Source organism: Streptomyces sp. CB09001 (assembly GCF_003369795.1).
Taxonomy (GTDB): domain Bacteria; phylum Actinomycetota; class Actinomycetes; order Streptomycetales; family Streptomycetaceae; genus Streptomyces.
The window spans coordinates 3,446,420-3,472,255 of record NZ_CP026730.1 but is presented as its reverse complement, the minus strand read 5'-3'; the positions used below and the strand labels follow the sequence as shown (position 1 = coordinate 3,472,255).

The following is a 25,836-nucleotide window of genomic DNA, read 5'->3' as shown; positions in this document are numbered from 1 at the left end:
CGCAGGGCGCTCGCCGGGGCACCTGTCACGCCTGTTCCCGATCGGGCCGCACCCACCCTTGTGCGTCCGCCGGGCCGCAGGTGAGCCGCACTGGCTTCCGGCGAACCCGGGGGCCGGACCGACGGAGGAGCACACGTGACCGAGAGCACTGCCGCGCGCAAGCCGCGACGCAGCGCCGGAAGCAAGGCGGCCGGCACCACCGGCACCAAGGCGGCCGGGACCACCGGCAGCAAGGCCGGCACCGGCAAGCGCACGACTCGCACCACCAGCACCACCCGTACCGCTGCCGAGAAGGGCTCCGACACGGAGCTGGTGCAGCTGCTGACGCCCGAGGGCGAGCGCGTCGAGGACGCCGCCTACGCCGAGTACGCCTCGTACGTCGCCGACATCACCCCGGACGAGCTGCGCGGTCTGTACCGCGACATGGTGCTCACCCGGCGCTTCGACGCCGAGGCCACCGCCCTGCAGCGCCAGGGCGAGCTGGGCCTGTGGGCCTCCCTGCTGGGCCAGGAGGCCGCCCAGATCGGCTCCGGCCGGGCCACCCGCGAGGACGACTACGTCTTCCCGACCTACCGCGAGCACGGCGTCGCCTGGTGCCGCGGGGTGGACCCGACCAACCTGCTCGGCATGTTCCGCGGCGTGAACAACGGCGGCTGGGACCCCAACAGCAACAACTTCCACCTGTACACCATCGTCATCGGCTCGCAGGCGCTGCACGCCACGGGCTACGCCATGGGCGTGGCCAAGGACGGTGCCGACTCGGGCGTGATCGCGTACTTCGGCGACGGCGCCTCCAGCCAGGGCGACGTCAGCGAGGCGTTCAACTTCGCCGCCGTCTACAACGCGCCCGTGGTGTTCTTCTGCCAGAACAACCAGTGGGCGATCTCCGAGTCCAACGAGAAGCAGACCCGGGTGCCGCTCTACCAGCGCGCCCAGGGCTTCGGCTTCCCCGGCGTCCGCGTCGACGGCAACGACGTGCTGGCCTCCCTCGCGGTCACCCGCTGGGCCCTGGACCGCGCGCGGCGCGGTGAGGGTCCGGCGCTGATCGAGGCGTACACGTACCGCATGGGCGCCCACACCACCTCGGACGACCCCTCCCGCTACCGGCACGACGACGAGCGGGCCGCCTGGGAGGCGAAGGACCCGATCCTGCGCCTTCGCCGCTTCCTGGAGTCCGCAAACCACGCGGACGAGGGATTCTTCGCGGAACTGGAGGCCGAGAGCGAGACGTTGGGCAAACGAGTGCGCGAAGTGGTCCGTGCCATGCCGGACCCGGACCGTTTCGCCATCTTCGAGAACGTGTACGCGGACGGACACGCGCTCGTGGACGAGGAGCGGGCCCAGTTCGCCGCCTACCAGGCATCGTTCGCAGACGCAGAGGGGGTCTGACATGGCCAAGGAAAAGATGGCGCTGGCAAGGGCGATCAACGAGTCGCTGCGCCGCGCGCTGGAGTCGGACCCCAAGGTCCTGATCATGGGCGAGGACGTCGGCAAGCTCGGCGGTGTCTTCCGGGTCACCGACGGCCTGCACAAGGACTTCGGCGAGGACCGGGTCATCGACACCCCGCTGGCCGAGTCCGGCATCGTCGGCACCGCCATCGGCCTGGCCCTGCGCGGGTACCGCCCGGTGGTGGAGATCCAGTTCGACGGCTTCGTCTTCCCGGCCTACGACCAGATCGTCACCCAGCTGGCGAAGATGCACGCCCGCTCGCTCGGCAAGGTCAAGATGCCGGTCGTCATCCGCATCCCCTACGGCGGCGGCATCGGTGCGGTCGAGCACCACTCGGAGTCCCCCGAGGCGCTGTTCGCGCACGTGGCGGGCCTGAAGGTGGTCAGCCCGTCCAACGCGGCGGACGCGTACTGGATGATGCAGCAGGCCATCCAGAGCGACGACCCGGTGATCTATTTCGAGCCCAAGCGCCGGTACTGGGACAAGGCGGAGGTCGACGCGGACGCCATCCCCGGCCCGCTGCACACCGCGCGCGTGGTGCGCGAGGGCACCGACCTGACGCTGGCCGCCTACGGCCCGATGGTGAAGCTCTGCCAGGAGGTCGCCGACGCGGCCGCCGAGGAGGGCCGCTCCCTGGAGGTCGTCGACCTGCGCTCGATCTCGCCGGTCGACTTCGACACGATCCAGGCGTCGGTGGAGAAGACCCGCCGCCTGGTCGTGGTCCACGAGGCGCCGGTGTTCCTGGGCTCGGGCGCGGAGATCGCCGCCCGGATCACGGAGCGCTGCTTCTACCACCTGGAGGCCCCGGTGCTGAGGGTCGGCGGCTACCACGCCCCGTACCCGCCGGCCCGCCTGGAGGAGGAGTACCTGCCCGACCTGGACCGGGTGCTGGATGCCGTCGACCGCTCGCTGGCGTACTGAGGAGGGGAGCGTGACGACGATGACGGACAGCTCCGTGCGTGAGTTCAAGATGCCCGACGTGGGTGAGGGGCTCACCGAGGCCGAAATCCTCAAGTGGTACGTCCAGCCCGGTGACACGGTCACCGACGGGCAGGTGGTGTGCGAGGTCGAGACGGCCAAGGCCGCCGTCGAACTGCCCATCCCCTACGACGGCGTGGTCCGCGAGCTGCACTTCCCCGAGGGCACCACGGTCGACGTGGGTACGTCGATCATCGCGGTGGCCGTCGGCGACGGCGCGGCGGCGGCCGCGGAGCCGGTGCAGGAGGCCGTGGCGGAGGAGCCCAGGCCGGAGGGCCGCCAGCCGGTCCTGGTCGGGTACGGGGTCTCCACCTCCTCGACCAAGCGCCGCCCCCGCAAGGGCGCGGAGGCCCCGGCCGCCGCGCAGGCGCCGTCGGCGGCGATCCAGGCCGAGCTGAACGGCCACGGAACGGCAGCACCCGCGGCACCGGCAGCCCCGGCCACCGGGGACCGTCCGCTGGCCAAGCCCCCGGTGCGCAAGCTCGCCAAGGACCTCGGCGTCGACCTGGCGACCGTGGTTCCGTCCGGCCCGGACGGCGTCATCACCCGCGAGGACGTGCACGCGGCGGTGTCGGCGCCCGAGCCGGCACAGACGGCCCCCCGGCCCGAGACCCCCGCCCCGTCCCCGTCGGCCCCGGCGTCGTACGACACGACGCGCGAGACCCGCATCCCGGTCAAGGGCGTGCGCAAGGCGACGGCGGCGGCGATGGTCGGCTCGGCGTTCACCGCGCCGCACGTCACCGAGTTCGTGACGGTCGACGTGACGCGCACGATGAAGCTGGTCGAGGAGCTGAAGCAGGACAAGGAGTACACGGGCCTGCGCGTGAACCCGCTCCTCCTGATCGCCAAGGCCCTGCTGGTCGCGATCAAGCGCAACCCGGACATCAACGCGTCCTGGGACGAGGCCGCCCAGGAGATCGTGGTCAAGCACTACGTCAACCTGGGCATCGCCGCCGCCACCCCGCGGGGTCTGATCGTCCCGAACATCAAGGACGCCCACGCCCGGACCCTGCCGCAGCTGGCGGGTTCGCTGGGCGAACTGGTGTCGACGGCCAGGGAGGGCAAGACCTCCCCGGCCGCCATGCAGGGCGGCACGGTGACCATCACCAACGTCGGCGTCTTCGGCGTCGACACCGGTACGCCGATCCTCAACCCGGGCGAGTCCGCGATCCTCGCCGTCGGTGCGATCAAGCTCCAGCCGTGGGTCCACAAGGGCAAGGTGAAGCCGCGTCAGGTGACGACGCTCGCCCTGAGCTTCGACCACCGTCTGGTCGACGGCGAGCTCGGTTCCAAGGTCCTCGCCGACGTGGCGGCGGTCCTGGAGCAGCCGAAGCGGTTGATCAGCTGGGCCTGAGAGCCGCGGACCGAGTAGGTTCGTGACGGGAGGGGCGCCGCAAGTTGGAGTTGCGACGCCCCTCCCGCTGTGTCGTACCGGGGTCAGACCTGGTGCAGCACGTACACCGGAGCCCCGTCCTCGGACCCGCCCCGTGAGCGGATGCAGGCGTGGGTGCGCAGCAGCCGCAGGCATGCGTTGACCCGCCGGACGGAGAGCCCCGTACGGGCGGCGATCGACTCCAGCGGCTCCCGCAGCTCACCCTTCTCGACGAGCACCGGCGCGATGGCCCGGGCGACCGTCCACACGTCCTCCGTCACGGACAACCGCTGCCGCCAGTCGGCCAGCACGGACTCCGTGGTCGGCATCGGGGCGAGATGCCCGCGGGGCACACCCTGGTGGAGGACGAGGGTGTCGAACCGGTCCGCGATGCGTTCCAGTGCCCGGACCATGGCCTGATGCACGGCGAGAGTGGCCTGCTGGGTGGCGAGGGTGGCCTGCTGCGTGGACAGCATCTCCCGCTGCAACGCGATCGACGTGCGTTGTCCCTCGGCCAGTTGCTCGTCCAGCTGCAGATTGTGCGCCTCCAGCCGGACGATCGCCTCGGCCACCTGGTCCGGCATGGCGTAGGCGACGGGGGCACCGGGCTCGGCGGGCTGCACCTCGGCCTCGTCCAGCGAGTAGGAACCCTCGCGCTGCACGGTCTCGATGACTTCGGCGACCCACTGCTTGAAGGGGGCGCAGGCCGGTTTGGTGCAGGCGTTGACGAGGAGGATGAGACCTTGCAGATCGATCAGTTGCAAGTCTCGGCGCCATGTCCTACCTGCGGGAACGCTGAGACTGTGACTTCCAGTCACAGTCTCGAGATTGTCTCGGTGCTCCTCCGGGACGTGATCGGTGAGTGCCTTTCGGGTCGTGGTGTATCCCAACTCCTTGCACACGTCCGCCGCCGGAAACCAGTGGCTTCCGTCCGGCATGGTCAGCCGTCGCACTCGGGCGCCGGTGGCCGCGTACACGAAGTCGCCGGCGTCGATCGCCTCGTGCCGCGCGCCGGAGTTCTGTCGTTTGCTGGGTTCGTTCATGTGAACCACCTCCGTCGCGGAACGTAGGGCGAAGCCAAGGGCATATGCCAGCCAGATCCGCAGATGTTCACGACTGCGAGCGAAGATGATCGAAAGTGCTGCGGCGGTCGCCAAGGGGCGTGTAACAGGCCCCGGGCCGCCGTGTTCAGCCCCGGGTCCGGTCCGTGCGCAGGGCGTTGAGCAGAGCCGCGCCGCGTTCGGCGTCGTCGACGCTCACCGCGAAGTCGCTCCGGCGGCCCCGCGGGCGTATGACCAGGCACTCGCCGGCGCGCAGCATCACCGTGGTGCCGAGGCCGCTGAGGCGGTAGCCCCAGCCGCCGACCTCGGCGGGACGGCGGACCTCCATCCGCGCCGTGTCGATGTCGGCGGGTGCCCAGCGGCGTCCGGGCCAGCCGAGGGGGCCGAAGGAGACCTCCAGGCCCCGCTCCGAGACGCGGGCCTGGACGGAGGAGAACATGGCGCAGGCGAGGGAACCGGCGCCGCAGCCGGCGAACAGCGCCCACAGGGTGCCCGGGGCGGCCAGGCCGCCGATCAGGGCGACGAGCGCGCCCGCGGCCACCAGGCCGGTTGCGGCCGCAAGCAGCTGGAGCCAGGGATTGGCGGTCCGGGAGAACCAGACCAGCCTCCGGCCCTTCGGGATGTCCAGCGTGGGAGCGTCGTCCCCGGACGTCGTGCCGTCGCCCGGGGCGTCGTTCCGCCGGGTGGCGAGCAGCCATCCGGCCACTCCCGCGAGTACGGCCGAGACGAGGATCGCGACGACCCAGCCGGTGGGCTGACGGGCTTCGTGCCAGTCCGCGCGGTCCAGGTTGGAGCGGATGACCGCGGCCTGCACGCCGGCGAGGACGACGCCCAGGGGGAGCAGGGTCACAGCGGTCCGGGGACGCGTCGGCGGGCCCGCCCGCATCAGCGGGACGGTGACCGCGGCCGCAGTGACCAGCCAGATCAGCGCGGGGACGAGGGAGGCCGCCCACAGGGGCATCGAGCCGTCGGGGGACGTGCCGTTCAGGCCCCAGTGGGTCGCCAGCCGGTCGGGCAGCCGGTCCCTCGCCAGGAGCGGCATCCCGGCGAGGACGACCGTGACCCCGGCCGTCCACAGTGCCGCCGTCGTACGCCTCGCGGTCGTCCTGCCCCTCATGGCATCCCCCTGATCATGTCGACGAGATCGGTCCTGCTGTAGCCCAGTCGGGCCGCCTCGGCGAGCAGTTCCCGCACCCGGATCTGCAGTTCGGAGTGGGGCCGGGCGCCCTCGGCCACCGTCACCCCCCGGCCCCGGCGGAACTCCAGCAGGCCCTCGTCCCGCAGGCCGCGCAGTGCGCGCAGCACGGTGTTGACGTTGACGTCCAGGGCCTCGGAGAGGTCGCGGGCCGAGGGAAGGCGGTCCCCCGGCGCGCACTCGCCCTCGGCGATGGCGCGCCGGACGGCGCCTGCCACCTGTTCGTGCAGGGGCCGGGTGTCGGTCTTGTCCAGACTCAGCAGCATGGTGCTAATGAAACTATCACCATCCACTTCATCCGTACAGCTCCGTACGGAGCCGTACATCCAGCTCTGTACGTACGGCTCCGTACGGCGAGATCCGTACAGCGAAAGGGCCCGTCGCCGGTGCGACGGGCCCTTCGTGGCTGTGCGGTGGTGCGCGGGTTACTTCGTGAAGGCGTAGTTCATGAGCTTCGTGGCGTCCTTGGCGCGCTGCGTGGACGACGAGGAGGCCAGCACCGTGCCGATGACGGTCTTGCCCTTCCGGGTCGCGGCGAAGACCAGGCAGTACTTGGCCTCCGGTCCGGACCCCGTCTTCACGCCGATCGCTCCGCTGTAACTGCCCAGCAGCGTGTTGGTGTTGGTCCAGGGCGCCATCGTGCGGGTGCCGCCCTTCTTGGTCTTCGTCTTCGCCGTGTACTTCTTGGTCTTGACGATGGTGCGGAAGGTGGAGTTCTTCATCGCGCTGCTCGCGATTTTCGTGAGGTCGCGCGGGGTGGAGTAGTTCTTGCCGTTGCCGATGCCGTCGAACGAATCGAAGTGCGTGTTCTTCAGGCCGAGGCTCTTGGCGGTCGCGTTCATCTTGCCGATGAACGACTTCACCCGCGCCGCCCGCGTCTTGCCCGAGCCGAACTTGTCGGCCAGCGCGTACGCGGCGTCGCAGCCGGAGGGCAGCATCAGCCCGTACAGCAGCTGGCGGACCGTCACCTTGTCGCCGACGATCAGGCGGGCGGACGAGGCGTTCTTCGACACGATGTAGTCGCTGTACGCCTTCTGGATCGTGACCTTGGCGTCCAGGTTCAGCTTCGGCTGGGAGAGCACGACCTTGGCGGTCATGATCTTGGTCGTGGAGCCGGTGGATCGCTTGGTGTCGGCGGCCTTGGTGTAGAGCGACCTGCCGGTCGCGTTGTTCATCACGAAGCCGCCCTTGGCGGCGATCGAGGGCGCGGCGGCGGCCCGCACGGGTGCCGCGAGGGCGCGCTCGGGTGCGGCGGCCTGGGCGGGTGCGGCGGCGAGGACGCCGGTGGCGAGGACGGCGGTGCCGGTCAGGGCGGCGGCCAAAGCCCTGCGCAGACGGACGGACTGGGTGGCGCCCGGAATGGCATTCATTGAGTTGATTACCCCGATTAAGGTGAAGTCGCCTGGAACGCGGCCGAGTTGTGGTCGGTGGTGCGGTGGCCGCGTCAGTGCGACAGCCGAAGAGGGCAAATGGTTGCGCGGTGGGGCGGAGTGAGGGCGAGGGTTCCCCCTGGAAGGCGAGCGGGGCGGGCCGGCGTCCGGATGCTGGACCGGATCCCTCTTGTGTCCCTGTTGTATCTATCCTGTCGGCATGACCACGGCAGTGAAGCAGCCCCCCGCGGCGGACCGCGTCTACACCCATGTCAAGCAGGGCGTCCTGGAGCGCCGGTACGAGGGCGGGACGCTGCTCACCGAGGGCGAGCTGGCCGAGGCCGTGGGCGTCTCCCGTACTCCGGTGCGCGAGGCGCTGCTGCGGCTGGAGGCCGAGGGGCTGATCCGGCTCTACCCCAAGAAGGGCGCCCTGGTCCTGCCCGTCTCCGCGCAGGAGATCGCCGACGTGGTGGAGACCCGGCTGCTGGTCGAGGAGCACGCGACCAGGAAGGCCGTACCCGCCCCGCCGGGGCTCCTCGAACGGCTGGAGGAGCTGCTCGCCCGGCAGCAGGAGCAGGCCGCCGCCGGTGACTTCGCCGCCGCCTCCGTCACCGACCGCTGCTTCCACGCCGAGATCGTCCGCAGTGGCGGCAACGAGATCCTCTCCCGCCTCTACGACCAGCTCCGCGACCGCCAGTTGCGCATGGGCGTCGCCGTGATGCACTCCCACCCCGACCGGATCGCCCACACCCTCGCCGAGCACGAGGAGATCCTCGGCGCGCTGCGCGCCGGGGACGCGGAGGCGGCCGTCGCCGTGGTGGGCCGGCACGTGGGCTGGTTCTCGCACCTGGCGCGGGGGGAGGTCCGATGAGTACGGCCACCTCGGCCGGCCGCGCCCTGCCCGGTGATCCGCCGGGGGGCCGGCGCGCGATCGCCGTGTGGGGCATCGGCGTCTCCGTCTACTTCGTCGCCGTCATCTTCCGCACGTCCCTCGGCGTCGCCGGTCTCGACGCCGCCGACCGCTTCCACGTGGGCGCCTCCGCGCTGTCCACCTTCTCCATCCTCCAGCTGCTGGTCTACGCGGGCATGCAGATACCCGTCGGCCTGCTGGTCGACCGGCTCGGCACCAAGAAGGTGCTGGGCCTGGGCGTGGTGCTCTTCACCGCCGGGCAGCTGGGCTTCGCCTTCTCCCCGTCGTACGGCATGGCGCTGGCCTCGCGGGCGCTGCTGGGCTGCGGGGACGCGATGACGTTCATCAGCGTGCTGCGGCTCGGCACCCGCTGGTTCCCGGCCCGGCGCGGGCCGATGGTCGCCCAGCTGGCCGGTCTCGTCGGCATGGCGGGCAACCTGGTCTCCACCCTCGTGCTGGCCCGGCTGCTGCACGGCATCGGCTGGACCGCGGCGTTCGCGGGCAGCGCGCTCGCGGGTGTCGTCGTCTTCGTCCTGCTGCTGCTCTTCCTCAGGGACCACCCCGAGGGCCAGGAGCCGGAGCCGCTGTCGCACCAGGGGGCCGCGTACGTACGGCGGCAGATCGCGATGTCCTGGCGGGAGCCGGGGACGCGGCTCGGGCTGTGGGTGCACTTCACCACCCAGTTCCCGGCGATGGTGTTCCTGCTGCTGTGGGGGATGCCGTTCCTGGTCGAGGCACAGGGGCTGTCCCGGGCCACGGCCGGTACGCTGCTCACCCTCGTCGTGCTGTCCAACATGGCGGTCGGCCTGGTCTACGGCCAGGTCATCGCCCGGCACCACGCGGCGCGGCTGCCGCTGGCGCTCGGCACGGTGGGGGCGACGGCGCTGCTCTGGGCGGCGACGCTGGCCTACCCGGCCGAGCACGCGCCGATGTGGCTGCTGGTGGTGCTGTGCACGGTGCTGGGGGCGTGCGGGCCGGCGTCGATGATCGGTTTCGACTTCGCGCGGCCGGCGAATCCGGCGGAGCGGCAGGGGACGGCGTCCGGGATCACGAACATGGGGGGCTTCGTGGCGTCGATGACCACCTTGTTCGCGGTGGGGGTGCTGCTGGACGCGACGGGGGACGACTACGGGGTCGCGTTCTCCTCGGTGTTCGTGCTGCAGGCGCTTGGTGTCACGCAGATTCTGCGGTTGCGGAAGCGGGCCGCGTCGCGGGAGCGCGAGCGGTTGGTTGCCAGTCGGGTGGAGACGGTGCACGTGCCCGTGTAGGCGGCCGGCGCGGGTGCCGGCCGGGCTGGGGGCTGCCGCCCCCAGACCTCCGCTTCGGCCTGAACGGCCTCGTCCTCAAACGCCGGACGGGCTGGAGATACTCCCCGGCGCTTACTGCGTCACCGTGAAGTTCCGCAGGATCGCCGCCGTCAGGTCCGGGTCGCCCTCTGCCTTGATGCGGTCCGCCGCCGCCTCCGGGGTCACCCGGCCGCAGGCCAGGCGGACGTACGTCTCCCAGTCGAGGGTGAGGGTGGCGGCCGGGCCGAGGGCCGGAGACGATTCGAGGGTGCCGCGGCCCTGGATGTCGACGCGGATGGTGCGCAGGAACTCGACCGGACCGTGCACGTCGAAGGCGACGGCCGAGCTGCGCGGCGCGTCCGCCCGCTCGGCGACGACGGCGGGCAGCTCGCCGAGCAGCACGTCCCGCGCGACGTGCGCGCCGGGGGAGTCGAGGTTGCCGGGGCGGCCGAGGGTGGTGCGCAGGTCCTGCTCGTGCGCCCACACGTCGAAGGCGTGCCGGCGCATCGCCTCCTCCAGGGTCAGCTCGGTGCCCAGCGGGCCGCGCACCTTCGTGCCGGGGTCCCGCGACTCGTTCCGCAGCTGACGGTTGCGCCGGATGATCATGTATTCCAGCTCGGACGTCATCTCCGGCGCCGTGTGGTGGCGGCGGACGTCGACCTGCATCTCCATGTAGCGCTGGTGGTCGTTGGTGACGTGGTAGAGGTCGCGCGGGAGGGTGTGGATGGGGCGGGGGTCGCCGAGCATCTCGGAGTCCAGGCCCAGCACGTGCGAGACGATGTCGCGCACCGACCAGGCCGGGCAGGGGGTCCGGCGGTTCCACTCTGCCTCCACAAGCGGCTGGACCAGCTCGGATATCGCCTCGATGGAGTGAGTCCAGGCGTCGGCGTAGGGCTGGAGGGTGGGATGCAGACTCACGGAACGGGACCCCTCGGCGGTCGGTACACGGGCGGTTGGCGGCAGCGGTGCCAGTGGCGGCGGCGGCAGTCGGCGGGCGTCTTGGGAGGCTAAGTTACGCTGCTGTGCGGCACCCCGGCAGTGCTTTCGTGTGACGATCGTAGGCCCGTGTGGACGGCTCGAATGCCAGGACGGTGGTAGTGTGCGCGCCTCTTTGATTCAAATCGCCGTGAACGAGGACGAATCGGTCGAAGCGCGTCGCGCGCGGGCGGCGGCTCTGGTAAGGGAGCAGGCGGGCGCCGACCTCGTCGTGCTGCCGGAGCTGTGGACCACGGGCGCGTTCGCCTTCGAGGAGTTCGACGCGGCGGCCGAGCCGCTGCGGGGACCGACGCACGAGGCGATGGCGAAGGCGGCGAGCGACGCCGGTGTGTGGCTGCACGCCGGGTCGGTCCCCGAACGCGGCCCGGACGGGCGGCTCTACAACACCTCTCTGGTCTTCTCCCCCTCCGGCGAGCCGGCCGCCTCCTACCGCAAGATCCACCGCTTCGGCTTCGACAAGGGCGAGGCCGTGCTGATGGGCGCGGGGCGGGAGCCGGTGACGGTCCGGCTGCCGGACACCACGCTCGGCGTGGCGACCTGCTACGACCTGCGCTTCCCCGAACTCTTCCGCTCCCTCGTCGACGCCGGTGCCGAGATCTTCGTCGTCCCGGCGGGCTGGCCGGAGCGCCGTCGGCCGCACTGGACGCTCCTGGCCCAGGCGCGGGCCGTGGAGAACCAGGCGTTCGTCCTCGCCTGCGGAACGGCCGGGACGCACGCCGGGGTTCCCCAGGCCGGTCACTCGATCGTGGTGGATCCCTGGGGCGAGGTGCTCGCGGAGGCCGGTGCGGACGAGGAGGTCCTCGCGGTGGAGTTCGACCCGGAGCGGGTGGCGCGGACCCGGGAGCAGTTCCCGGCCCTGAAGGACCGGGTGCTGGGTCTGGAGCCGCCGCGCGACTGAGCGCGGAGCGTGCGAAGCCGTGACACCACGTGTTTGACGTGGCGTCACGGTGCCCAGTATGTCGGTATGACACGGACGCGTACCGGTACCTCCGCCATTCGCCGGGTGCGGGTGGACCCCCTCGGCGCCCCTTTCGCGACGGCCTTCGAGCTTCCGACCGCGGGACTTCCCCCGCTGGCGCCCGAGGAATGGGTGCGCGCCAGCTTCGAGGACGTCCCGGTGATACTGCGTGAGCTGATCCGGACGGGGTGGGCGGGCGTGCTGGGGCTGCGGCTGGGGCCGCGCACCTCGCGACGGCACGTGGTGGGCTGGCGCGTACTGGAGACCGGGCCGGGCAGGATCGCCCTGGAGGCCCGCGCGCCGTCGCTGACCGTGCGCAACGTCGTGACCGTCGACGACGCACGGCTGCTCTGGGCGACGTACGCCTTCTACGAGCGCCGGGCCGGGCGGGTGCTGTGGGCCCTGGCGGCACCCGTGCACCACCTGGCCGTGCCGCTGCTCCTCGGCCGCGCGGTCCGCCGCACGGCGTGAGGAGCCGCCGGTCCGCCGCTCCTCAGTCCTCCTCCCGCTCCTTCTCCGCCAGGTGGATCACGCACACCGTCAGCGCGATCAGCAGCGCCGGGTCCGCGTCGTCCCGTACGACGTCCACGCCGTAGGTGTCCCGGAGGGTGAGCCACCGCCGGGAGGCGACGGCCAGCAGTTCGCCGTCGTACTCGATGGCGAACTCCCGGTCGAGGATCTTGCCGCTGACGTCCAGTTCGGTGCCGTCGGCCAAGGTGACCCGGTAGTGGTTGCGGAGCAGGGACAGGCGTTTGCGCCTGATGCGGGCCAGGGGCTCGCCGGCCCGTTCGATCACCATCGTGTCGCGCAGGGCGAACATCTTCTGGTGGATGTCGATGAGCACGTGCCCCTGGGTGTCCTTCAGCTCCCAGGTGTCCCGCAGCCGCATCGCCTTGCCGTCGACGAGGAAGACCTTGTTGCCCCTGTCGTCCTCGATCCAGTAGTCGTCACCGATGCCGAGGAGCCGGTCATACACGAGGAATCTCATGCTCTGACCGGTTCCCCCGCACCCGTCCCGAAACGCCGCCGGTAGGCCGACGGGCTGAGTCCCGTCTCGCGTCGCAGCCGTGCCCTGAGGTTCGCGGCGGTCCCCAGTCCGCTGCGGGCCGCCACCGCGTCCAGCCGCTCCTCCCCGCGCTCGATCAGCCGCCGCGCGAGGGTCACGCGCTCGGCGGTCAGCCAGGCGAGGGGCGTCGTCCCGAGCTGCGCCCGGAACCGCCGGTGCAGCGTGGCCGGGGACACCGCCGCGCGCGCCGCCAGGTCGGTCACCGTCAGCGGCTCACTCAGACGCTCCTGCGCCCACGCCAGCAGGGGTGCGAGTGACTCGTCCGGCACGTCCGGCACCGGCCGCTCCACGAACTGCCGCTGACCGCCGTCCCGGTGGGCGGCGAACACCAGACGCCGGGACACCGCGTTCGCGATCTCGGCGCCGTGGTCCCGGCGCCAGAGGTGTAGCCCGAGGTCCAGTGCCGCCGCGCTCCCCGCGGCGGTGAGAACGTCGCCGTCGTCCACGAACAGCACGTCCGGTTCGAGCAGCACACGGGGGTGCAGCCGGCGGAAGGATTCCGCCCACAGCCAGTGGGTCGCGGCCCGCCGCCCGTCCAGGAGACCGGCCTCGGCGAGTGCGAAGCTGCCGGTGCACAGGCTCACCACACGGGCGCCGCGGGCGTGTGTGCGCCGGATCGCCTCGAGCACGGCGGGGACGCGTGGTACCACGTTGTCCGGCCGGCCGGGCACGACGAGCGTGTCCGCGTCGTCCACGGCGTCCAGCCCCGGCACGTCGGTGAGCGTGAAGAACCCGTGATTCATGCGGATCCCGGGATTCGGAGCACACAACGTCACCTCGTACAGCGGTCCCGGCAGCCCCAGCTCGGGCCGCGGCAGCCCGAACAGCTCGGTGGCGCAGCCGACCTCGAACGGGTTCGTGCCCTCGTCGACGATCACCGCGACACGATGAGGGCGCGAGGGCTGAGAGGATCCTTGCGACATATGCGATTCCTAGCACTCGTCCGCGCCCCCGTCACCCCGGACGATGGTGCCATGACTCAGGAACCGATCTCCTTGGCCTCCGCCCTCGCCTCCTTCGCCGAGCAGTGGAGTCCTCGTATCGTCACCGCCGTGAACGACTACGACGTCCGTGTCGCGAAGGTCGAGGGCGAGCACCTCTGGCACGTGCACGACCACACCGACGAGTTCTTCCTCGTCCTCGACGGCGAACTGCACATCGGCCTGCGCGAGCCCGCCGGCGAGCGCGTCGTCGTCCTGCCGAAGGGCTCCGTCTTCACCGTCCCGCGCGGCACGGAACACAAGCCGTACGCGCCCGTTCCCACGGCCATCCTGCTGTTCGAACCGACCGGGACCCTCACCGTCGGCGACCGGCACGACGAGGTGCCGGGGCATGTGGACGAGACCAGCGGACACGCGCTGACCCCGGGCGCCGTCTGACGGACCCGCGAGGAGGCGGGGCGAAGCCGGGGGCGGCGCCGGTGGACTCTCCGGCGCTGTCAGGCACCGTAGCCGTTGTGGTAGCCGTCCTGCGTGTGGTGGGGCCGGTCCTCGACGACCGGGGTCGACGGCGGCATCACGACGCGGCGGCGCCGGGCGATGCTGCTGAACGTCGCGACACCGATCAGGCCGACGACCATGAAGATCACACCGACCAGGTCGAGGTTGACGCCCTGCATGTCCCAGTCGGTCGCGAACGTGAGGATGGCTCCCACGGCGATGAGGATGATGCACCCGCCGAGGCCCATGAGTGTTGCCTCCCTGTCAGATCCGGTCGGTTCCGGGAATCCGGTCGATCCGGTTCCGTGCGGGTACCCCCGGCTCCAACCCTCATGCCGTGGGGCGGTGTTGTGTCGTCCCCGCTACCAAGGTTCGCTGCTGCATCTTGCGGTCCCAGCGCAGTGGCATCCCGGGATTGCGGCACGGAGCGCCGCAGTGGCGTTCCGGCGGAGCCGGGCGGGTCAGGAGGGACTGGCCGGCACCGTCCACGACCGGGACCACAACGCCGCGGTCAGCGTCCAACAGGCCGCCGGACTGGCGGCACCAGCCTGCGGAGCGCCGGTGGGACCGGGAGCGGTCCCGGCACCGCGCGAAGAAACAGGAAGCCACGGATTCCCGACCGATGCCGTGCCGCGTAGGGGCACGGCAACAGGTCGAGAAGGCCGGAATGCCCGGGCTTCGGCCCGAGGGGCAGGTCAACGCCGGAGGAAGGCCATCAGCGCGTTCGCCAGCAGGTGCGGGTCGTCGGCGCCGCACAACTCCCGGGCGCTGTGCATCGACAGGATGGCCACGCCGATGTCGACGGTGCTGATGCCGTGCCGGGCGGCGGTGATGGGGCCGATGGTGGTGCCGCACGGCATGGAGTTGTTGGAGACGAAGGTCTGGAAGGGGATGTCCGCCTTCTCGCAGGCGGCGGCGAACACGGCGCGGCCCGAACCGTCGGTGGCGTACCGGTTGTTGACGTTGACCTTGAGGAGGGGGCCGCCGTTGACCCGTGGGTGGTGCGTCGGGTCGTGCCGTTCCGCGTAGTTGGGGTGGACGGCGTGCCCGGTGTCGGAGGACAGGCAGACGGTGCCGGCGAAGGCGCGCGCCCGGTCCTCGTAGGAGCCGCCGCGCGCGAACACGGAGCGCTCCAGCACGCCGCCGAGCAGCGGTCCGTCCGCGCCCGTGTCCGACTGGGAGCCGGTCTCCTCGTGGTCGAAGGCGGCCAGCACCGGGATGGAGGGGAGGTCGGCGCCGGAGGCCGCGACCGCGGCCAGGGCGGCCGTCCCGGCGTGCACGGACAGCAGGTTGTCCATCCGCGGGCCCGCCACCAGCTCCCGGTCGCGGCCCAGGTACGCCGGGGGCTCCACGGAGTGCGTCATCAGGTCCCAGCCGGTGACCTCGCCGCGGGCGAGCCCCGCCTCGTCCTCCATGAAGGCGATCAGGTCGCCGTCGCGCACGGTGTCGCCCAGGCCCCAGACGGGCTGGAGGTGGCGCTGTTTGTCCAGCTTGAGGCCCTCGGTGGAGACGTTGCGGTCCATGTGGATGGCGAGCTGCGGGACGCGGAGCAGCGGGCGGTCGACGTTGACCAGGCGGGTGGAGCCGTCGCGCAGCGAGAGGCGGCCGGCCAGGCCCAGGTCGCGGTCCAGCCAGGAGTTCATCAGCGGGCCGCCGTAGATCTCCACGGCGACCTGGCGCCAGCCGTGCGACCCGGTGTCCGGGCGGGGCTTGACCCGCAGGTTGGGGGAGTCGGTGTGGGCGCCGACGATGCGGAAGGGGGTGTGCGCCGCGGCGCCCTCCGGGACGTACCAGGCGACGATCGCGCCGCCGCGCAGCACGTACTTGCCGCCGCTCGTGGCCTCCCAGGCGTCGGTCTCCGCGACCTGGCGGAAACCGGCCTTCTCCAGCCGCGCGGCGGCGGACGCCACGGCGTGGTACGGGGTCGGGCTCGCCGACAGGAAGGTCATCAGGTCGTCGGTGTGGCCGCGGTCGAAGCGGGAGGGTGCGCTCATGGGGTTCACCTTAACGACGTGCGAGGGCCCGCCTCCCGTCTGGCGGGAGCGGGCCCTCGTGGGGGTGTGCGGAACGGACTCGGGCGGCCGGGCCGGTCCTAGAACGCCGCCTCGTCCAGCTCCATCAGGTCCAGCTCGACGCCCTGGGCGACCTTGCGGGCCAGGGTGAGGCCGGGCAGGACGTTCGCGGCGAAGAACTTCGCGGCGGCGATCTTGCCGGTGTAGAAGGCCTTGTCCTTGGCGGACGCGGTCGGCAGCTTCTCGGCGGCGATGGCGGCGCCCTTGAGGAGCAGGTAGCCGACGATCACGTCGCCGGAGGCCTGCAGCAGGCGGGTGGTGTTGAGCCCGACCTTGTAGATGTTCTTGACGTCCTGCTCGGTGGCCGCGAGGTCGGTGAGCATCAGGCCGACGATGGCCTCCAGCTCGACGGCGGCCTTGGCCAGGTGCTCGCGGGCGCCGGACAGCTCCTCGCCGCCGGTGGCGAGCGCCAGGAACTTCTTGATGTCCTCGGCGAGCGAGTTCAGCGCGGCGCCCTGGTTGCGGACGATCTTCCGGAAGAAGAAGTCCTGGCCCTGGATCGCCGTGGTGCCCTCGTACAGGGTGTCGATCTTGGCGTCGCGGATGTACTGCTCGATCGGGTACTCCTGGAGGAACCCGGAGCCGCCGAAGGTCTGCAGGGACTGCGCGAGCTGCTCGTAGGCCTTCTCCGAGCCGTAGCCCTTGACGATCGGCAGGAGCAGGTCGTTGAGGGCGTGCTCGGTGGCGGCGTCCTCGCCGTTCGCCTCCTTGACCTGGATCTCGTCCTGGACCGAGGCGGTGTACATCACGAGGGCGCGCATGCCCTCGGCGTAGGCCTTCTGCGTCATCAGGGAGCGGCGCACGTCCGGGTGGTGCGTGATGGTGACCTTGGGGGCCGCCTTGTCCATGAAGTTGGCCAGGTCCGGGCCCTGGACGCGCTCCTTGGCGTACTCCAGGGCGTTGAGGTAGCCCGTGGAGAGGGTGGAGATCGCCTTCGTGCCGACCATCATGCGGGCGAACTCGATGATGCGGAACATCTGGCGGATGCCGTCGTGCTTGTCGCCGATCAGCCAGCCCTTGGCGGGGTGGCGGTCGCCGAAGGTCATCTCGCAGGTGTTGGAGGCCTTCAGGCCCATCTTGTGCTCGACGTTGGTGGCGTAGACGCCGTTGCGCCCGCCCAGTTCGCCGGTCTCGAAGTCGAACTCGTACTTGGGGACGAGGAAGAGGGACAGGCCCTTGGTGCCGGGTCCGGCGCCCTCGGGGCGGGCGAGGACGTAGTGGAGGATGTTCTCCGACATGTCGTGCTCGCCGGACGTGATGAAGCGCTTGACGCCCTCGATGTGCCAGGAGCCGTCCTCCTGCTGCACGGCCTTGGTGCGGCCGGCGCCGACGTCCGAACCGGCGTCCGGCTCGGTGAGGACCATGGTGGAGCCCCACTGCTTCTCGACCGCGATCGAGGCGATGTGCTTCTGGACCTCGTTGCCCTCCTCGAAGAGGATGCCGGCGAACGCCGGGCCCGAGGAGTACATCCACACGGCCGGGTTGGCGCCGAGGATCAGCTCCGCGTACGCCCAGATCAGGGAGCGCGGCGAGGTGGTGCCGCCGATCTCCTCGGGGAGGCCGAGCCGCCAGTACTCGGAGTCCATGAAGGCCTGGTAGCTCTTCTTGAAGGAGGCCGGGACCGGCGCGGTGCTGGTCTCCGGGTCGAAGACCGGCGGGTTGCGGTCGGCGTCGGCGAAGGACTCGGCCAGCTCGTTCTCGGAGAGGCGGGTCAGCTCCTCGAGCACGCTCTTGGCGGTGTCGGTGTCCATCTCCGCGAACGGGCCCGTGCCGTAGACCTTGTCACGGCCGAGCACCTCGAAGAGGTTGAACTCGATGTCCCGGAGATTCGGCTTGTAGTGCCCCATGGCGACGCTCCCTTGAGAGATCGGCGAGGCACTCGCTCCTCGCATCCGTACACGTACCAACTAGTAGCTACGATGATGCTACCCGTCGGTAATAAGAAGCAACCCCGGGTCGCCCATCTGTGACTCGTTACTCGTTACTCTGGGCTGCATGTACGGCTACGACCAGACCGCGGGCCAACAGCAGCAGCAGTACGCCCCGCCCCCGCAGCAGCCGATGGGCGGCGGGTACGGGCAGCAGCCGCCGCTGTACCCCGAGCCGTCCCCGCCCTCGCTCGCGGACGCGGTGCGCGCCTTCACCACCGGCCAGATGTCCGCAGAGGACTTCCAGCAGATCTTCGCGACCTCGAAGGTCTACTGCCCGCGCGGCGACAACCCCGGCTTCCTCGCGCTGCACAACACCCAGCAGCCCGTGATCCCGATGTTCACCGGCCTGAAGGAGCTGCGCCGGTACGCGGGCAAGGAGTCGAAGTACTTCGTGATCACCGGGGCGGAGGTGATCGACCTGCTGCCGACCGGCTACGGCTTCGTCCTCGACATGGAGGGCGAGCACCGGATGGTGTTCGACGCCAAAGCCGTCGAACAGATGGTCGATTTTGCGATGCGCAGGATGTACGGCTGATCGACGCCTGGGAATCCGTGAGCCCGGAGGGAATGCCCTCCGGGCTCTCGTGGTTCCAGGTGGCAAGAAGTTCAATGCTCAACTAAAGTGGGGCGTACGCCGCCCGAGGAGGTCGACATGCCCGCCGTGACCGTCGAGAACCCGTTGACGCTGCCCCGCGTATCCGCGCCCGCCGACGCCGTCGCACGTCCCGTGCTGACCGTCACGACCGCGCCCAGCGGTTTCGAGGGCGAGGGCTTCCCGGTACGCCGCGCCTTCGCCGGGATCAACTACCGCCATCTCGACCCGTTCATCATGATGGACCAGATGGGTGAGGTGGAGTATGAGCCTGGGGAGCCGAAAGGGACCCCGTGGCACCCGCACCGCGGCTTCGAGACCGTCACCTACATCGTGGACGGGATCTTCGACCACCAGGACTCCAACGGTGGCGGCGGCACCATCACCAACGGCGACACCCAGTGGATGACGGCGGGCTCGGGCCTGCTGCACATCGAGGCGCCGCCGGAGCAGCTGGTCATGTCCGGTGGGCTGTTCCACGGGCTCCAGCTGTGGGTGAACCTGCCGGCCAAGGACAAGATGATGGCCCCCAGGTACCAGGACATCCGCAGCGGCTCCGTCCAGTTGCTCACCTCCCCCGACGGCGGCGCGCTGCTGCGCGTCATCGCGGGTGAGCTGGACGGGCACGACGGCCCCGGTATCACGCACACGCCGATCACGATGGTCCACGCCACGCTGGCGCCGGGCGCCGAGGTCACCCTGCCCTGGCGGGAGGACTTCAACGGCCTGGCGTACGTCATGGCCGGGCGCGGGTCCGTGGGCGTGGAGCGGCGTCCGGTGCACCTCGGGCAGACCGCCGTGTTCGGCGCCGGGGGCTCGCTGACCGTCCGCGCGGACGAGAAGCAGGACGCGCACACCCCGGACCTGGAGGTCGTGCTGCTCGGCGGCCGGCCGATCCGGGAGCCGATGGCCCACTACGGCCCCTTCGTGATGAACACCAAGGACGAGCTGATGCAGGCCTTCGAGGACTTCCAGAAGGGGCGCCTCGGCACCGTCCCGGCGGTGCACGGCATGTCGGGCGAGGGCCCCGGCGCCTGACAGCACGTCACCCGGGCGGGCCGTCCGCGCAGGACAGCCCGCCCGGTGCGTGATCGGGTGGAGGCGTGCAGCTGCTCCCCGGTCCGGTGCGCCGGTTCGCCGCCTGGTGCGCCGTCATCCTGCTCGCCAGCGGTGTCGTCTACGTCGCGATCCGGCTCTGCGTCGAGTTCCGCACCGCGGTGACCCCGGTGCTGCTCGCGCTGCTCGGCACCGCGCTGCTCAGGCCGCTGCACGCGCGGCTGGTGAAGGCCCATGTGCAGCGGTCGCTGGCCGCCGGGCTGACCTGTGCGGCCGTGCTGGCCGTGGTCGGCGGCGCCGTGTACATCGTGGTCTCCGCGCTGGTCGAGACCGGCGACCAGATCGTCACCTCGCTGCGGGACGCGGCCCGGGGGATCGCGGACCACTTCGGTGCGGCGGGCAGCTCGCTGGACGACGTGGCCTCCAACGCGCGTGAGCTGCTGGGCAAGTTCGGCGGTACGGCCGCCTCGGGCGTGGTGACCGGGATCAGCGTCGTCGGCGAGATGATGGCCATGGCCGTGCTCGCCCTGCTGCTCGTCTTCTTCTTCCTGCGCGACTCCGACCGCGCCGTCACCACGGTGCGCCCTCGCCCCGCGCGGCGCCGCCGACACGGTCGAGGCCATGGCCCGGCGGGCCTTCGAGGCCGTCGAGGGCTTCATGCGGGGGACGACCCTGATCGCCCTCATCGACGCGTTGTGCATCACCGTCGGGCTGCTAGTCCTGCGCGTCCCCGGCGCGGTCGGGCTCGGGGCGCTGGTCTTCGTCGGCGCCTACGTCCCCTATCTCGGCGCGTTTCTCTCCGGGGCCGTCGCCGTGCTGGTGGCGCTGGCCGACCGGGGGTTCGTGATCGCGCTGTGGGCCCTCGGCGTGGTGCTGGCCGTGCAGGTGCTGGAGGGGCACGTGCTCCAGCCGATGATCCAGAGCCGGACGGTGCAGATGCACCCGGCGGTCGTGCTGCTGGCGCTCACCGCGGGTGCGTCGGTGGCGGGCATCCTGGGGATGCTCCTCGCCGTGCCCCTGACCGCCGCGGCGTTCGGGATCGTGCACGAGCTCCAGGGCCGTTACGGGGCCGCCGGTTCCGGAGCCTCCGGGCCGGAGGCGGGACCGGCACCGTCGACCGGGGCCGCGGGCTCGTAGAGCTCGTACCAGATGCTCTTGCCCTCGCCGCGCGGGGCGACGCCCCACGCGTCCGCGAGCAGCTCGACCAGCATCAGCCCGCGTCCGGAGGACGCCATCTCGCCCGGCCTGCGCTTGTGCGGCAGGTCGTCGCCGTTGTCGGTGACCTCCACCCGGATCCACCGCTCGCCCGGCTCCCCGGCCACCTCGGCGACGAGCAGGGCGTCGGTGTCGGTGTGGACCAGGACGTTCGTCAGCATCTCGGAGAGCAGGAGTACCGCCGCGTCGCGCTGCTCCTCGTCCGGCCAGTCGTGGAGCAGGTCGCGCAGGTGCTGCCGGGCGGCGGCGATCCGGGCCGGCTCGGCCTGGGCGACCGTCAGCATCGTGCGGCGCACCGGCGCCCGGGTCGCGGTGGATTCGCCGCAGCCGCAGCCCGCGCCCTGCCGGCACAGCAGCAACAGCGCGATGTCGTCCTCCCGGCGGTCGGACAGCGGGCCGACGGTGTGGTGCGAGGAGGGGCCGTGCACGGCCTGGACCAGGGCGTCGGCCAGCTCCTCCAGACCGTCGGCGTGCTCCTCCAGGATCACGCGCAGGCGGTGCCAGCCGCTCTGCAGATCGTGGCCGCCGGTCTCGACCAGGCCGTCCGTGCACAGCATCAGGGTGTCCCCGGGTTCCAGGGCCAGCCGTGTCGTCGGGTAGTCGGTGTCCGGGTCGATGCCCAGCGGCAGCCCGCCCGCCGTGGCGAGGATCAGCGCCGTCCCGTCCGCCATCCGCACCACCGGGTCCAGGTGCCCCGCACGGGCGCTCTCCACGGTGCCGGTGGCGGGGTCGACCTCGGCGTAGTAGCAGGTCGCGAAGCGCAGGTCGCCGGGGTCGTCCTCGGCCGCGGCCAAGCCGTGGAAGAAGTGCGAGGCACGGGCGAGCACCGCGTCGGGACGGTGCCCCTCGGAGGCGTAGGCGCGCAGGGCGATGCGCAGCTGGCCCATCAGCCCGGCCGCCCGCACGTCGTGGCCCTGGACGTCGCCGATCACCAGGGCGAAGCGGCCCCCGGGCAGCGGGATCATGTCGTACCAGTCGCCGCCGACCTGGAGGCCGCCACCGGTGGGGACGTAGCGGGCGGCGATGTCCATGCCGGGGATCTCCGGGCCGAGCATGGGCAGCATCGAGCGTTGCAGCCCCTCGGTCAGCTCCCGCTGGTTCTCCGCGGCGCCGGCCCGGGACAGGGCCTGGGCGAGCATCCGCGCCACCGTGGTCAGCACCGATCGCTCGTCCGGCGTGAACGCGACCGGATAGGCGAAGGCGGCCATCCAGGCGCCCATCGTGCGGCCCGCCACGGTCAGCGGCAGATAGGCCCAGGAACGGCGGCCGAAGCGTTCGGCGAGCGACCACGTCATGGGATAGCGGGACCGGTACTGCTGCGGGGAGGAGAGGTAGACCGCGCGGCCGGTGCGGACCACCTCGGCGGCCGGATAGTCGGTCTCCAGGGACATGTCCACGAACGGGTTGGCCTCGTCGTCGGGCTGCCCGTGGTGCCCGATGACGGTGAGACGGTCCCCCGAGACCCCGAACACCGCGAGCCCGTCCGGAGAGAACCCCGGCATCGACAGCCCCGCCGCGACCCGCAGCACCTCCTCGGTGGACCGCGCCTCGGCCAGTGCCCGGCCCGCGTCCAGCAGGAAGGCCTCCCGCGAGCGGCGCCACTCGCCCGTGACCGCGCTGCGCCCCGCGGGGGTGCCCGGCCTTGGCTCGGCGACCTCCTGGAGGGTGCCGGTCAGCACGTACGCCTTGCGCTCGGGGTCGAAGGAGGGCTTGGAGCGGCTGCGTACGACCCGGACGACATGGCCGTGCTCATCCATGATCCGGATCCGGACCTCGGCGAGCGTGCCCTCGGCCACGGCCAGCTGGACCACCCCGGTGATCTCGTTCCAGTCCACCGGATGCAGCCGGGCCCGTACCTGCGCCTCGGTGAGGGTCGCCGGTCCGGCGGGCAGGCCGAGCAGACGGGCGGCCTCTCCGTCCACCGTGACCTCACCCGTGGCGGTGTCCCAGTGCCACAGTCCGGTCGCGAGGGCGGCAAGGACGTCCCCCACCTCGGGCAGGGGCTCACCAGTGCGCATTGCCCCACTTTAAGAAGAGGTCGTCGAACGCTGCCACCGCTCACCGGGGCGCCGGAGCGGGCCCCGAGCCGGTTCGGAGCGGGCCCCGAGGGGGTCCGGAGCGGGCTCATGGCGGGCTGGTGGCCGGGCAATCGGGAGGAAGGCAGCCGTGGCTGCCCGGTACGCTGGGGTTGTTTCACGTGAAACGCGAAACACCATCCCCGATCCGCGAAGGCTGGATGAACGACGATGCATCGGTACAGGTCCCACACCTGCGGCGAGCTCCGCTCCTCTGACGTCGGCACCGACGTCCGACTGAGTGGCTGGCTGCACAATCGGCGCGACCTGGGCGGCATCCTCTTCATCGATCTGCGCGATCACTACGGCATCACGCAGCTCGTCGCCCGTCCGGGCACCGAGGCGTACGAGGCGCTGGACAAGCTCACCAAGGAATCGACCGTTCGTGTCGACGGCCGGGTGGTCTCCCGAGGCGCCGAGAACATCAACCCCGACCTGCCCACCGGCGAGGTCGAGGTCGAGGTGGGCGAGGTCGAGCTGCTGGGCGCCGCCCAGCCGCTGCCCTTCACCATCAACACCGAGGACGGGGTCAACGAGGAGCGGCGGCTCGAGTACCGCTTCCTGGACCTGCGCCGCGAGCGCATGCACCGCAACATCATGCTGCGCACGTCGGTCATCTCCTCGATCCGCAGCAAGATGGTCGCGCTGGGCTTCAACGAGATGGCGACGCCCATCCTCACCGCCACCTCCCCCGAGGGCGCCCGCGACTTCGTCGTGCCCTCCCGCCTGCACGCGGGCCGCTTCTACGCCCTCCCGCAGGCGCCCCAGCAGTTCAAGCAGCTGCTGATGATCTCGGGCTTCGACCGGTACTTCCAGATCGCGCCCTGCTTCCGCGACGAGGACGCCCGCGCCGACCGTTCGCCGGGCGAGTTCTACCAGCTCGACGTCGAGATGAGCTTCGTCGAGCAGGAGGACGTCTTCCGCCCGATCGAGCAGCTCATGACCGAGCTGTTCGAGGAGTTCGGCAACGGCCGCCACGTGACCTCGCCGTTCCCGCGGATCCCGTTCCGCGAGGCGATGCTGAAGTACGGCTCCGACAAGCCCGACCTGCGCGCCCAGCTGGAGCTGGTCGACATCACCGACGTCTTCGAGGGCTCGGAGTTCAAGGCCTTCGCCGGCAAGCACGTGCGCGCCCTGCCCGTCCCGGACGTCTCGGGCCAGCCCCGCAAGTTCTTCGACCAGCTCGGCGACTACGCCGTCTCGCAGGGCGCCAAGGGCCTGGCCTGGGTCCGCGTCGCCGAGGACGGCAAGCTGTCCGGCCCGATCGCGAAGTTCCTCACCGAGGAGAACGTCGCGGAGCTGACCAAGCGGCTCTCGCTGGCCCCCGGCCACGCGGTGTTCTTCGGCGCGGGCGAGTTCGACGAGGTCTCCAAGATCATGGGTGCGGTGCGGGTCGAGGCCGCCAAGCGCGCCGGCCACTTCGAGGAGAACGTCTTCCGTTTCTGCTGGATCGTCGACTTCCCGATGTACGAGAAGGACGAGGAGACGGGGAAGATCGACTTCTCCCACAACCCCTTCTCGATGCCGCAGGGCGGCATGGACGCCCTGGAGAACCAGGACCCGCTGGACATCCTCGCCTGGCAGTACGACATCGTCTGCAACGGCGTCGAGCTGTCCTCCGGCGCCATCCGGAACCACGAGCCGGAGATCATGCTCAAGGCCTTCGAGATCGCGGGCTACGACGCCGAGACCGTCGAGCGCGAGTTCGCCGGCATGCTCCGCGCCTTCCGCTTCGGCGCCCCGCCGCACGGCGGCATCGCCCCCGGCGTCGACCGCATCGTCATGCTGCTGGCCGACGAGCCCAACATCCGCGAGACCATCGCCTTCCCGCTCAACGGCAACGCCCAGGACCTGATGATGGGCGCCCCGACCGAGCTGGACGAGACCCGGCTGAGGGAACTGCACCTGACGGTGCGCAAGCCGCAGCCGAAGTAGTCCGCGGCCCCAGCCCCGCAGCGACCGTCGTTCCCGATCCGCCGGTCATGATCCGCCGTTCCTGAACCACGAAGGAGAAGTGCTGTGCCCCTGGTGTCCGTCGTGATGCCCGTGTACAACTCGGCGGCCACCCTCGGCGCGGCCGTCCGGTCGGTGCTCACGCAGACCCACGGCGATCTGGAGCTGCTGGTCACCGACGACCAGTCCTCCGACGGCTCCATGGACCTGCTGCGCGAGTTCGCCGCCCAGGACGAGCGCGTCCTGCCCCGCTCTTCGCCGGAGCGGGGCGGTGCGGGCCGGGCCCGCAACCTCGCCATCGAGCGGGCCCGCGGGGACTACGTCGCCTTCCTCGACTCGGACGACATGTGGCTGCCGGAGAAGACCGAGAAGCAGCTCGCCTTCGCCGCGGAGGGCACCGCGCCCCTGACGTTCACCTCGTACTTCAAGATGGACGCCGACCACCCCGGCGAGAGCACCGACTGGGTCCCGAACGGCCGGGTGATCCGTGCGCGGGAACACGTGGACTACCGCGCGATGCTGGTCCAGGACCACATCGGTGCTCTCACCGCCATGTACGACCGCAACGTCCTGGGCACGAGGCTGATGCCGGAGATGCGCAAGCGCCAGGACTACGCCCTGTGGCTGTCGATCATGCGGGACGGCGCCGACGCCCGGGGACTGGCCGAGCCGCTCGCGGTGTACAGGGCCCATCAGGCGGGATCGCTGTCCTCCAACAAGCTCTCGCTCGTGGAGTACAACTGGGCCCTGTACCGCGAACACGAACATCTGTCGGTCCCGCGGGCGACGCGGGCACTGGCCGGCGCCGTGTGGCAGTCGCTGCGCAACTCGCGCATCTAGCGTGCACGGGACCGGGGAACG

23 protein-coding genes and 1 pseudogene are annotated in these 25,836 nt (G+C 71.1%); 13 read left to right on the top strand and 11 right to left on the bottom strand.

The features are described from left to right. Positions 1-135: 135 nt before the first annotated feature. Genes pdhA through C4J65_RS15935 form a run of 3 tightly spaced genes read left to right on the top strand, consistent with a single transcriptional unit; the run spans position 136 to position 3,782 of the window. On the top strand, positions 136-1,389 hold the full coding sequence (gene pdhA, locus C4J65_RS15945; RefSeq protein ID WP_115743004.1) for a pyruvate dehydrogenase (acetyl-transferring) E1 component subunit alpha: 1,254 nt from the start codon (positions 136-138) through the stop codon (positions 1,387-1,389). Positions 1,390-1,405: 16 nt separating this feature from the next. Next, entirely contained in the window at positions 1,406-2,371 is a 966-nt protein-coding gene (locus C4J65_RS15940) for an alpha-ketoacid dehydrogenase subunit beta (protein WP_162833587.1), read from the top strand. A gap of 10 nt (positions 2,372-2,381) precedes the next feature. Then, a complete protein-coding gene (locus tag C4J65_RS15935) occupies positions 2,382-3,782 on the top strand; it encodes a dihydrolipoamide acetyltransferase family protein (protein ID WP_162833202.1) in 1,401 nt (466 codons plus the stop codon). A gap of 83 nt (positions 3,783-3,865) precedes the next feature. Here C4J65_RS15935 and C4J65_RS15930 read toward each other — a convergent pair whose 3' ends face one another. From C4J65_RS15930 to C4J65_RS15915, 4 genes are all read right to left on the bottom strand, one after another. Then, positions 3,866-4,843 (bottom strand): Bro-N domain-containing protein, encoded by a 978-nt coding sequence (locus C4J65_RS15930; RefSeq protein WP_115743002.1) that lies wholly within the window; start codon positions 4,841-4,843, stop codon positions 3,866-3,868. A 145-nt stretch (positions 4,844-4,988) separates the two neighbouring features. Continuing rightward, the gene (locus tag C4J65_RS15925; RefSeq protein WP_115743001.1) at positions 4,989-5,978 is read right to left on the bottom strand and encodes a DUF1648 domain-containing protein; all 990 of its coding nucleotides are present in this window, start codon (positions 5,976-5,978) and stop codon (positions 4,989-4,991) included. Continuing rightward, entirely contained in the window at positions 5,975-6,322 is a 348-nt protein-coding gene (locus C4J65_RS15920; RefSeq protein ID WP_115743000.1) for a GntR family transcriptional regulator, read from the bottom strand. Before C4J65_RS15920 ends, C4J65_RS15925 begins: the two co-directional genes overlap by 4 nt. Before the next feature lie 159 nt (positions 6,323-6,481). Next, positions 6,482-7,426, bottom strand: coding sequence for a serine hydrolase (locus tag C4J65_RS15915; RefSeq protein ID WP_115742999.1), 945 nt, complete (start codon positions 7,424-7,426; stop codon positions 6,482-6,484). 220 nt (positions 7,427-7,646) lie between these two features. Here C4J65_RS15915 and C4J65_RS15910 point away from each other — a divergent pair, with 220 nt between their 5' ends. Then, positions 7,647-8,297, top strand: a complete 651-nt coding sequence (locus C4J65_RS15910) for a GntR family transcriptional regulator (protein ID WP_115742998.1) — start codon at positions 7,647-7,649, stop codon at positions 8,295-8,297. Continuing rightward, on the top strand, positions 8,294-9,604 hold the full coding sequence (locus C4J65_RS15905; protein WP_115742997.1) for an MFS transporter: 1,311 nt from the start codon (positions 8,294-8,296) through the stop codon (positions 9,602-9,604). The genes C4J65_RS15910 and C4J65_RS15905 overlap by 4 nt, the downstream gene beginning before the upstream one ends. A gap of 111 nt (positions 9,605-9,715) precedes the next feature. Here C4J65_RS15905 and C4J65_RS15900 read toward each other — a convergent pair whose 3' ends face one another. Next, positions 9,716-10,540 carry a maleylpyruvate isomerase family mycothiol-dependent enzyme gene (locus C4J65_RS15900; protein ID WP_115742996.1) on the bottom strand — a complete coding sequence of 275 codons (825 nt, stop codon included), beginning with the start codon at positions 10,538-10,540 and terminating at the stop codon, positions 9,716-9,718. 181 nt (positions 10,541-10,721) lie between these two features. Between C4J65_RS15900 and C4J65_RS15895 the strand changes: the two genes are divergently transcribed. Both C4J65_RS15895 and C4J65_RS15890 read left to right on the top strand, forming a co-directional pair. After that, a complete protein-coding gene (locus tag C4J65_RS15895; protein ID WP_115742995.1) occupies positions 10,722-11,516 on the top strand; it encodes a carbon-nitrogen family hydrolase in 795 nt (264 codons plus the stop codon). A gap of 66 nt (positions 11,517-11,582) precedes the next feature. Continuing rightward, positions 11,583-12,047 (top strand): DUF2867 domain-containing protein, encoded by a 465-nt coding sequence (locus C4J65_RS15890; RefSeq protein WP_115742994.1) that lies wholly within the window; start codon positions 11,583-11,585, stop codon positions 12,045-12,047. Between the two features lie 22 nt (positions 12,048-12,069). On the opposite strand, the gene C4J65_RS15885 is transcribed toward C4J65_RS15890, so the two are convergent. Beyond that, positions 12,070-12,564 (bottom strand): LURP-one-related/scramblase family protein, encoded by a 495-nt coding sequence (locus C4J65_RS15885; protein WP_115742993.1) that lies wholly within the window; start codon positions 12,562-12,564, stop codon positions 12,070-12,072. Continuing rightward, on the bottom strand, positions 12,561-13,565 hold the full coding sequence (locus C4J65_RS15880) for a helix-turn-helix domain-containing protein (protein WP_115742992.1): 1,005 nt from the start codon (positions 13,563-13,565) through the stop codon (positions 12,561-12,563). The genes C4J65_RS15885 and C4J65_RS15880 overlap by 4 nt, the downstream gene beginning before the upstream one ends. 51 nt (positions 13,566-13,616) lie before the next feature. On the opposite strand from C4J65_RS15880, the gene C4J65_RS15875 reads away from it, so the two are divergent. Next, positions 13,617-14,021, top strand: coding sequence for a cupin domain-containing protein (locus tag C4J65_RS15875; RefSeq protein WP_115742991.1), 405 nt, complete (start codon positions 13,617-13,619; stop codon positions 14,019-14,021). A gap of 59 nt (positions 14,022-14,080) precedes the next feature. Here C4J65_RS15875 and C4J65_RS15870 read toward each other — a convergent pair whose 3' ends face one another. From C4J65_RS15870 to C4J65_RS15855, 3 genes are all read right to left on the bottom strand, one after another. Next, positions 14,081-14,329 carry a DUF6458 family protein gene (locus C4J65_RS15870; RefSeq protein ID WP_052836626.1) on the bottom strand — a complete coding sequence of 83 codons (249 nt, stop codon included), beginning with the start codon at positions 14,327-14,329 and terminating at the stop codon, positions 14,081-14,083. 447 nt (positions 14,330-14,776) lie between these two features. Beyond that, entirely contained in the window at positions 14,777-16,075 is a 1,299-nt protein-coding gene (locus C4J65_RS15860; RefSeq protein ID WP_115742990.1) for a M18 family aminopeptidase, read from the bottom strand. Between the two features lie 98 nt (positions 16,076-16,173). After that, positions 16,174-18,000, bottom strand: coding sequence for an acyl-CoA dehydrogenase (locus C4J65_RS15855; protein WP_115742989.1), 1,827 nt, complete (start codon positions 17,998-18,000; stop codon positions 16,174-16,176). Positions 18,001-18,148: 148 nt separating this feature from the next. Here C4J65_RS15855 and C4J65_RS15850 point away from each other — a divergent pair, with 148 nt between their 5' ends. The 3 genes and pseudogenes from C4J65_RS15850 (at position 18,149) to C4J65_RS15840 (ending at position 20,869) form a co-directional block, all read left to right on the top strand. Further along, positions 18,149-18,619 (top strand): SseB family protein, encoded by a 471-nt coding sequence (locus C4J65_RS15850; RefSeq protein WP_003975142.1) that lies wholly within the window; start codon positions 18,149-18,151, stop codon positions 18,617-18,619. 117 nt (positions 18,620-18,736) lie between these two features. Then, positions 18,737-19,714 (top strand): pirin family protein, encoded by a 978-nt coding sequence (locus C4J65_RS15845; protein WP_115742988.1) that lies wholly within the window; start codon positions 18,737-18,739, stop codon positions 19,712-19,714. A 65-nt stretch (positions 19,715-19,779) separates the two neighbouring features. Further along, positions 19,780-20,869: pseudogene (locus C4J65_RS15840) on the top strand (AI-2E family transporter). Here the strand turns inward: C4J65_RS15840 and C4J65_RS15835 are convergent. Further along, positions 20,794-22,965, bottom strand: coding sequence for a SpoIIE family protein phosphatase (locus C4J65_RS15835; RefSeq protein WP_115742987.1), 2,172 nt, complete (start codon positions 22,963-22,965; stop codon positions 20,794-20,796). The pseudogene C4J65_RS15840 and the gene C4J65_RS15835 sit on opposite strands and share 76 nt — an antisense overlap. Before the next feature lie 228 nt (positions 22,966-23,193). On the opposite strand from C4J65_RS15835, the gene aspS reads away from it, so the two are divergent. Then, positions 23,194-24,957 carry an aspartate--tRNA ligase gene (gene aspS / locus C4J65_RS15830; protein WP_115742986.1) on the top strand — a complete coding sequence of 588 codons (1,764 nt, stop codon included), beginning with the start codon at positions 23,194-23,196 and terminating at the stop codon, positions 24,955-24,957. A gap of 84 nt (positions 24,958-25,041) precedes the next feature. Continuing rightward, complete coding sequence (locus C4J65_RS15825) at positions 25,042-25,815, top strand: glycosyltransferase family A protein (RefSeq protein ID WP_115742985.1); 774 nt, start codon at positions 25,042-25,044, stop codon at positions 25,813-25,815. Positions 25,816-25,836: the final 21 nt, after the last annotated feature.